This window comes from Burkholderia sp. Tr-862 (assembly GCF_011753085.1).
GTDB lineage: Bacteria > Pseudomonadota > Gammaproteobacteria > Burkholderiales > Burkholderiaceae > Burkholderia > Burkholderia ambifaria.
Window position 1 is genome coordinate 1 of record NZ_VWWG01000232.1, and the last position, 8,050, is coordinate 8,050.

The following is an 8,050-nucleotide window of genomic DNA, read 5'->3' on the forward strand; positions in this document are numbered from 1 at the left end:
TCGGCGCGACGGGCGTCGCAGGCGCGTCGGCCGCTGCGGCCTCCGGCGTCATCCCGAGCGTGCGGATCGCGCTTTCGATCGCGGGCTGCGCGCCCGGCACGTGTTCGACGGTCAGCATCCGCTGCATCAGGTTGAATTCGAGCGCCGACACTTGCTGCATCCCGCCGAGCTTCTTGCGGATCAGCGTTTCCTCGGTCGGGCAGTCCATCTGCATGATCCGGAACGCGGAGCGCACGTGACCCGACGCAGTCGCCCGCGCGACCGGCAGCGGCGCGAGCGTCAGCGCGGCAGGCGCGCAGCAGGCGCCGGCGGCGTGGTCGTGGTCGTGGTCGTGGTCGTGGTCGTGGTCGTGGTCGTGGTCGTGGTCGTGACCAGCATGGTCATGCGCCCCATGCTCGTGCGAGCACGCAGCGTCGTGCACATGCCCGTCGCCATGCGCGTGATCGGCCTGATCGCCGTGGTCGTCCCCCGCGCCGCGCGCTGCCGCGTCGCCGTGCGCGTGCTCGCCGGCCGCCGGCCCCGCATCGGCAACGGTCGCCGCCTGCGTGTCGCGCGCGTCGGCGCTGCAGGTCGCGGCGCCGCCGGCATGACGGTGTCGTGGGTCGTGGGTACGCTGGGCGTCGGTCATGACAACCTCCTCTATGGCTTGACGGTGTAGAGTTAACACCCTGAAGCCACTACAAGGTCAACCCTTGCAACGGAGAAAGCCATGAAGATCGGCGAATTGGCCAAGGCGGCCCGCTGCACGCCCGAAACGATCCGTTTCTACGAGCGCGAGGGGCTGATGCCCGATGCGGAGCGCACCGATGCGAACTACCGCAACTACACCGACGTGCACGTCGAACGGCTGCGCTTCATCCGCAACTGCCGCGCGCTCGACATGGCGCACGACGAAATCCGCACGCTGCTGCAGCTCACCGACACGCCGGCCGACCCGTGCGATTCGGTCAACACGCTGCTCGACGAGCACATCGGCCACGTCGATGCGCGCCTCGCCGAACTGACGCATCTGCGCGACCAGCTCACCGAATTGCGCCGCCAGTGCGTCGGCGAACATTCGGTGGAGGATTGCGGAATCGTGCATGGTCTCGCGACGATGGAAACCGTCGCGCCGGCCGCGAAGCGCTCGCACCTCGGCTGAAACCCTTGTGGAATATGATAGTCTAGTTAATACTAGTTATATTCTTACTAGACATAATCGAACTATTCATGACATCGAGCCGCCCGTCTCCGCTCGCGCTCGCGGTCCTCGCGACGCTCACCGAAACGCCGATGCATCCGTACGGGATGTTGCAGCAGCTGAAGGCGCGCGGTTACGACGAAGTCGTCAACGTGCGGCAGCGCACGAGCCTCTACCAGACGATCGACCGTCTGCTGCGCGACGGGCTGATCGCCGTGCATGACACCGAGCGCGATGGCGCGTTTCCCGAGCGCACGCTGTACACGCTGACCGAGGCCGGACATACGGCCGGCCAGGCGTGGCTGCATGCGCTGCTCGCGGAGCCTGCGCGCGAGTTTCCGGCGTTCGGCGCCGGTCTTGCATTCCTGCCGCTGCTCGACGCCGACGACGCGCGCCAGCAACTCGAGCGCCGTATCGCCGCGCTCGAAGCCGAACGCGAACGTCTCGAGTCGCTGCGCAACGCGGCGCAGAACGACCAGGTGCCGCGCCTGTTCCTGCTGCAGAACGAGCATGCGCTCGTGCTGCTCAACGCGGAGCTCGACTGGGCACGCAGCGTCGTCGAACACCTGAAGATCGGCGCGCTGCGCTGGGTCGACGTCTGACGCGCGTCACCATCGGCTCGCGCCGATCAAAGCACCTTGCCGGGATTGAGTATGCCGGTGGGATCGAGCGCGGCCTTCAGGCGCCGCATCAGGCCGATTTCGGCTTCGCCGCGCGTGTGGCCGAGATAGGCTCGCTTGAGCATGCCGATGCCGTGCTCCGCCGACACCGAGCCGCCCATCTCGCGGACAACCGCGTAGACGCACCGATCGATCGCGTCGGCGTCCGCGTCGCGCATGCCGGCGAGCGATACGCCGATATGCACGTTGCCGTCACCGACATGGCCGAAGCACAGACACACGATGTCGGGCCAAAGCGCGCGCAATGCCACTTCGCAGCGCTCGGCGAACAGCCCGAGTTCGCCGGTCGGCAGGCTCACGTCGAAGTTCACCAGATGCGGCAGCGCATCGATTGCGAGACCCTCGCGCAATGTCCACAGGTCACGCGCCTGCCGCTCCGAGGTCGCCAGCGCGGCATCGTCGACGAGTCCCATGTCGATCGCATCCGCGAGACTGTTTTCCAGTGCCTCGCGCGCATCGCCGCGCGGGGCGCTCGTCGCGCACTCGATCAGCACCGCGAAGCTGCCGTCGCCCGCGAACGGCGCGACGACGCCGGGCGTATGACGCGCCACGTAGTCGTAGAAAGCCGGCCACATCGCTTCGAAACTGACGATCTCCGGTAGTGCGCGCAGGCGGTTCCACAACGCGACGACGGCGTCGTAGCCATGCACCCGGCAGAGTGCGGTGGCTGGTGCGGCGAGCTTGGGATGCAGCCGCAGCACCGCGCGCGTGACGACGCCGAGCGTGCCTTCGCTGCCGATGAACAGCTGCTTCAGGTCGTAGCCCGCGTTGTTCTTCAGCATCCGGTTCATCGACGACACCACGGTGCCGTCGGCAAGCACTGCCTCGAGCCCGAGCACCTGCTCGCGCATCATGCCGTAGCGGATCGCGCGCGTGCCGCCCGCGTTGGTCGCGAGCATGCCGCCGATCTGGCACGAACCCCGCGCGCCGAGATCCACACCGAACGTGAAACCCGCCGCGTCCGCCGCTTCCTGCACCGTCTGCAGCGGCGTCCCGGCGCGCACCGTCATCGTCCCTGCCGCCGCGTCGATCGCTTCGACGCCGACGAAACGTTCCAGCGACAGCACGACCTCGCCGCCCAGCGCGACCGCGCCGCGCGCAAGCCCCGTGAGGCCGCCCTGCGGCACGACCGGCTGCCCAAGCCGCGTGCACAGCGCAAGCGTGCGCGACACGTCGTCGACGCTGCGCGGCCGCACCAGCGCGCGCGGCCGCACGCCGGCCGGCTCGTTGTACGCGGTGAAGTAGTGCGGATCGATCTCCGCTGCCCGCGTGACGAGTGCATCGCCCAAGCCGGCGACGAGCGCCGCCTCGAGCGCGTCGTCCGCCAGCGGTGCCGCGCCGTGACCGTCTTTCGCGGCAGCGGTATCCAGGCTCTGCATCACGCGCGCCCGCTTACTTGGTGGAAATGTCGATGTCGCCGAAGTACTTCTGGCCAAGCGACTTCACCGTGCCGTCCGCCTTCAGCTTGTCGATCGCCGCATCGAGCTTCGCCTTCAGCGCGTCGTCGCCCTTGCGCAGGCCGAATGCGATCCCGCTGCCGAGAATCTTGTCGTCGCGCACCGGCTGACCGACGAACGAGAAGCCCTTGCCGTCCGGACGCGACAGGAAGCCGCGCTGGCCGGCCGGCGCGAGCACCAGCGTCGCGTCGAGGCGACCCGCCACGAGATCCGCATACGCCTGGTTCTGGTCCTGGTACGCGACGACCGACACGCCGGCCGGCTCCCAGTGCGCCTTCGCGTAGGTTTCCTGGATCGACGCCTGCAGCACGCCGACGCGCTTGCCCTTCAGCGATTCCGGCGTCGGCAGCAGGCCGCTGCCGGTGCGCGCGATCAGTTGCGTCGGCACGCGGTAGATGATCGTCGTGAAGTCGATCGCCTGGCGCCGCTGTTCGGTCGCATTCATCGCCGAGTTGATCGCGTCGAACTTGCGGCCTTTGAGCGCGGGAATCAATCCGTCGAACGACGTCTCGACCCACTTGCACGACAGCTTCGCGCTCTGGCAGACGGCGTTGCCGACGTCGATGTCGAAGCCCTGCAGGTCGCCGTTCGGCGCCTTCGATTCGAACGGCGGGTACTGCGCCTCCAGGCCGAAACGCAGGGTCTGGCCGTCGGCGAACGCCGCACCGGCGCCGAGCGCGCATGCGAGTGCAAACGCGAGTTTCAGGGTGTGTCCGTGCTTCATCGTGATCTCCTGACTTGTCGACCGGCGCCGAGCTTCGGCATGTGTTCCGGTCCCATCCGTGGCCTTCGGTGCGACGTACATGTCGCCTGCTTGGGTGCGGGCTCGCGCCCGCGATTACAGCGACCGCAACCGCCGCGCGCCTTCGATCAGCGTCGCGTCGTCCTTCGAGAAACTGAGGCGAATCACGCCCGCGTCGGTGCCGTCGGCATAGAACGCCGACAGCGGAATCGTCGCGACGCGCGCATCGCGGATCAGGCGCAGCACGAAGTCGCTGTCGCGCTCGTCCGAGAAGTGCCGGAACCGCGCGAGCATGAAGAACGAGCCTTCGCTCGGCAGCAGCTCGAAGCGCGAATCGGCCAGCTCGCGCGCGAGCAGGTCGCGCTTGGCCTGGTAGAACGCCGACAGGCCGAGATAGCTTTCGGGCCGCGCGAGGATCTCCGCGAACGCGACCTGCATCGGCGTATCGGCCGAGAACACCATGAACTGGTGCACCTTGCGGATCTCGCCCATCAGCTCGGCCGGCGCGAGGCAATGACCGACCCGCCAGCCCGTCACGTGGAACGACTTGCCGAACGACGACACGATCACGCTGCGCTCGGCCAGTTCACGATGACGCGCAACGCTCTGGTGCTGCGCGCCGTCAAACACGACGTGCTCGTACACTTCATCGGACAACACGACGATGTCGGTATCGCGCGTGAGCTGCGCGAGCCGTTCGAGATCGTCGGCGGAAAACACCGTCGCGGTCGGGTTGTGCGGCGTGTTGACGATGATCATCCGCGTGCGCGGCGTGATCGCCGCGGCCACTTCGTCCCAGTTCACGCGGAAATACCCGGACGACAGCTTGATCGCGACCGGCGTCGCGCCCTGCATCCGCACGATCGGCGCATAGCTGTCGAACGACGGCTCGAAATAGATCACTTCGTCGCCCGGATGCACGAGCGCGCTGATCGCTGCGTAGAGCCCTTCGCTCGCGCTCGCGATCACGGTGATCTCGGTGCCCGGGTCGTAGCGCGCGCCGTATAGCGCCTCGGTCTTCTCCGCGAGCCGCTCGCGCAGCGACGCGAGGCCGGCCATCGGTGCGTACTGGTTGTGGCCGTCGCGCATCGCGCGCGCGACGCCCTCGACGAGCGCCGGATCGGGCGCGAAATTCGGCGCGCCCTGCGACAGGTTCAGCGCATCGTGCTGCGCGGCGAGCTGGCCGATCACCGTGAAGATCGTCGTGCCGACGTCCGGCAGTTTCGAACGGGGCGTGGTGGCGCTTCGCATGACTCCTCCTTCTGATGTCCCTTCGGGCTGGCCCGCGCAACGCGCGCGGCCCGGCTCATGCCGCATGATTTAGCCCGAGCCAATAACCGTGGACAACCGAAAGTTCGTCATGGAGGCCATGCATTTTTCTCATGACCCTGCAGCAGAAAGTCTCGATGTCACGGTAGTGCCGCCGGCCGCGCATGCGAATCAGGCATTACCCCTAGGGCCTGTTCACGCTAATAACGGGCTTGCGCTGGCCCCCAGAAGGGCCGAGCGCAAGGAATGCGACGAAGCGAATACTCGACGTATTCGCGAGGAGCATGACGCGGCGATCGGCCCTTCTGGGGGCCAGCCCCACGAATGGTTTTTCCAAACAGGGGAACGTGCCTTTCCGCCCGCATTGCGGCGTCGTTCGTCGTTGCAATAGCTACGGCTATTGCGCCTCCTCTCTCCTTGCCCTGCGGGCGGAAAGGCACGTTCGCAAGCCCGTTATTAGCGTGAACAGGCCCTAGGGCCGTGCGGCCGCAGCGGGCGTCACTCGCCCACTGCCGCCAGATAGCCGCGCAGCACGGCCTGAAGCTCAGCGCGCAACGCGGCGAAATCGAGTGAGGGCCCGAGCGTGAGCAGCGCCTGCGACACGCCTCCGTAGCAGATCGTATGCGCCATCCGTGCGATCCCGTCGAGCCGCGCGGCCGGCGGCGGATCGGCGGCCTGCGCGAACGCGTCGCGCCACAGCGCGACATACGCGTCGTAATGCCGGCGGTACGCAGCGAGCGGCGACACCTGCCGCTCCAGCGCGAAGAAAGCGCTCCAAAGCGCGGCGTCGGCGCCGATCGCGTCGATCTGCACATCCACTAGCGCAGCCGCGAGTTCGGCGCGCGGCACGCCGCGCAAGCCGTGCGCCACGTCGCGCAGCCGGTCGGCCAGCGCCAGCACGCGCCGGTGGATGCACAGTGCGGCGAGGCTCTGCTTGTCACCGAAGTATTCGTAGAAGGTGCCGACGCTCACGCCCGCGACGGCCGCGATCTCGCGGATCGTCGCCTTCGCGTAGCCGCGCTCGAGCAAAAGCTGAACGAATGCCTGCTGGAGCGCGTCGGACGTGGCCTGCGCGCGCGACTGGCGCGGCCGGCGGCGCAACGCGGGCGCGGGTTGCGCCGCCGGCTGGCCGGGCGGCGCCGGAACCTGAACATGTCGCGGCGGCATATTTGCTACTCTGAAATTCAGCGGATACACGTTTGACCGGAAGCCGGCGCTGGCGCGCAATCGCCAGCGGGACGGCACCCGCGCGGCAGACCGCGAAGCACGAGACCGAAGACAGCCCGATGACCGAATCGAACCATGCCGTCACGAACCAGTTCGACGAACTGGTCGACTATAACCTCTTCGCCACCGACATCGCGCTGCGCGACGCACTGGCCCGCGCGGGCGCCGACTGGGCCGTGCCGCGGCTCGACGCATACGGCGCGCGGCTCGGCAGCGCCGACACCGCACGGCTCGCCGACGAAGCGAACCGCCACACGCCGGAGCTGAACGCGTTCGACCGGCGCGGCCGGCGTATCGACCGCGTCGACTTCCATCCGGCCTGGCACACGCTGCTCGGCCTGTACCGCAACGAAGGCTTCGTGTCCCTCCCGTTCCGCGATACGCGCCCCGGCCGCTGGGCCGCGAGCGCCGCCGGCTTCTACCTGCACGGCCAGATCGAGGCCGGCACGCTGTGCCCGGCGACGATGACGCAGGCCGCGATTCCGGTGCTGCAGAAGGAGCCCGCGCTGTGGGACCTGCTGCGCGACAAGCTGTACAGCGACGACTACGATCCGCGCGACGTGCCGGTCGCCGACAAGCGCTCGATCTGGTTCGGCATGGGGATGACCGAGAAACAGGGCGGCTCCGACGTGCGCGCGAACACGACGCTCGCGACCGCGGTCGGCGCGGGCGGCCGTGGCGGCGAATACCGGCTGCGCGGCCACAAGTGGTTCTTCTCCGCGCCGATGTGCGACGCGCACCTGGTCGTCGCGCGCACCGAGGCCGGCAGCCCGTCGTGCTTCTATGTGCCGCGCTGGCGGCCGGACGGCACGAAGAACGCGGTCGAGATCCAGCGGCTGAAGAACAAGGTCGGCAACCGCAGCAACTCGAGCAGCGAGATCGAGCTGAACGACGCGTGGGGCATCATGCTCGGCGACGAAGGCCGCGGCATTCCGACCATCATCGAGATGGCCACCTACACGCGGCTGAGCTGCGTGCTCGGCAGCGCGGCGATGCTGCGCCAGGGCGTCGTGCAGGCGATCGCATACACGCGCCGGCGCCACGCGTTCGGCCGCGCGCTCGCCGAGCAGCCGCTGATGCGCACCGTGCTCGCCGATCTCGCGCTCGAAAGCGAGGCCGCGCTCGCCCTCGCGATGCGGCTCGCCGACGCGTTCGAACGCGACGACTCGCCGCGCGAACGCGCGTGGAAACGGATCGTCACGCCCGCCGCGAAGTTCTGGGTCTGCAAGCGCGCGGTCGAACTGACCGGCGAGGTGATGGAAGTGTTCGGCGGCAACGGCTACGTCGACGACGGCCCGATCGCGCGGCTGTTCCGCGAAGCGCCGGTCAACTCGATCTGGGAAGGCTCCGGCAACGTGATGTGCCTCGACGTGCTGCGCGCGGTGTCGCGCGAACCCGACGCGGCCGCGGCGCTGCTCGCCGAACTGGCCGACCTCGGCGCGGGCGAACCGCGCATCCGCGCGGCGCTCGATGCGCTGCGCGCGATGCTCGCGGC

Annotated in this window: 9 protein-coding genes; 4 read left to right on the forward strand and 5 right to left on the reverse strand. The window is 68.4% G+C overall.

Annotated elements, in window-relative coordinates:
• Window positions 1–628: heavy metal-associated domain-containing protein (locus tag F3J14_RS32140; RefSeq protein WP_166726354.1), on the reverse strand; the 628-nt coding region annotated here is incomplete at its 3' end.
• A gap of 81 nt (window positions 629–709) precedes the next feature.
• Between F3J14_RS32140 and cadR the strand changes: the two genes are divergently transcribed.
• Both cadR and F3J14_RS32150 read left to right on the forward strand, forming a co-directional pair.
• A complete protein-coding gene (gene cadR, locus F3J14_RS32145; RefSeq protein ID WP_006755461.1) occupies window positions 710–1,141 on the forward strand; it encodes a Cd(II)/Pb(II)-responsive transcriptional regulator in 432 nt (143 codons plus the stop codon).
• A 68-nt stretch (window positions 1,142–1,209) separates the two neighbouring features.
• Complete coding sequence (locus F3J14_RS32150; protein WP_166726355.1) at window positions 1,210–1,782, forward strand: PadR family transcriptional regulator; 573 nt, start codon at window positions 1,210–1,212, stop codon at window positions 1,780–1,782.
• A gap of 26 nt (window positions 1,783–1,808) precedes the next feature.
• On the opposite strand, the gene F3J14_RS32155 is transcribed toward F3J14_RS32150, so the two are convergent.
• The 3 genes from F3J14_RS32155 to F3J14_RS32165 form a co-directional block, all read right to left on the reverse strand.
• On the reverse strand, window positions 1,809–3,239 hold the full coding sequence (locus F3J14_RS32155) for an FAD-binding oxidoreductase (protein WP_166726356.1): 1,431 nt from the start codon (window positions 3,237–3,239) through the stop codon (window positions 1,809–1,811).
• A 13-nt stretch (window positions 3,240–3,252) separates the two neighbouring features.
• Window positions 3,253–4,041 (reverse strand): ABC transporter substrate-binding protein, encoded by a 789-nt coding sequence (locus F3J14_RS32160; protein ID WP_166726357.1) that lies wholly within the window; start codon window positions 4,039–4,041, stop codon window positions 3,253–3,255.
• Between the two features lie 114 nt (window positions 4,042–4,155).
• Complete coding sequence (locus F3J14_RS32165; protein WP_166726358.1) at window positions 4,156–5,310, reverse strand: pyridoxal phosphate-dependent aminotransferase; 1,155 nt, start codon at window positions 5,308–5,310, stop codon at window positions 4,156–4,158.
• An 88-nt stretch (window positions 5,311–5,398) separates the two neighbouring features.
• Between F3J14_RS32165 and F3J14_RS32170 the strand changes: the two genes are divergently transcribed.
• Entirely contained in the window at window positions 5,399–5,719 is a 321-nt protein-coding gene (locus F3J14_RS32170) for a hypothetical protein (protein WP_166726353.1), read from the forward strand.
• A gap of 107 nt (window positions 5,720–5,826) precedes the next feature.
• Here the strand turns inward: F3J14_RS32170 and F3J14_RS32175 are convergent, their stop codons facing one another.
• Complete coding sequence (locus F3J14_RS32175; RefSeq protein WP_166726360.1) at window positions 5,827–6,495, reverse strand: TetR/AcrR family transcriptional regulator; 669 nt, start codon at window positions 6,493–6,495, stop codon at window positions 5,827–5,829.
• Window positions 6,496–6,614: 119 nt separating this feature from the next.
• Here F3J14_RS32175 and F3J14_RS32180 point away from each other — a divergent pair.
• Window positions 6,615–8,050, forward strand: a 1,436-nt coding sequence (locus F3J14_RS32180; RefSeq protein ID WP_166726359.1) for an acyl-CoA dehydrogenase family protein, incomplete at its 3' end; no start/stop codon positions are given.

What these genes read in the sequence shown, in the direction of transcription:
- cadR (WP_006755461.1), top strand. Translation starts at nt 710, where the DNA reads ATGAAGATCGGCGAATTGGCCAAGGCGGCCCGCTGCACGCCCGAAACG.
- F3J14_RS32150 (WP_166726355.1), top strand. Translation starts at nt 1,210, where the DNA reads ATGACATCGAGCCGCCCGTCTCCGCTCGCGCTCGCGGTCCTCGCGACG.
- F3J14_RS32155 (WP_166726356.1), bottom strand. Translation starts at nt 3,239, where the DNA reads ATGCAGAGCCTGGATACCGCTGCCGCGAAAGACGGTCACGGCGCGGCA.
- F3J14_RS32160 (WP_166726357.1), bottom strand. Translation starts at nt 4,041, where the DNA reads ATGAAGCACGGACACACCCTGAAACTCGCGTTTGCACTCGCATGCGCG.
- F3J14_RS32165 (WP_166726358.1), bottom strand. Translation starts at nt 5,310, where the DNA reads ATGCGAAGCGCCACCACGCCCCGTTCGAAACTGCCGGACGTCGGCACG.
- F3J14_RS32175 (WP_166726360.1), bottom strand. Translation starts at nt 6,495, where the DNA reads ATGCCGCCGCGACATGTTCAGGTTCCGGCGCCGCCCGGCCAGCCGGCG.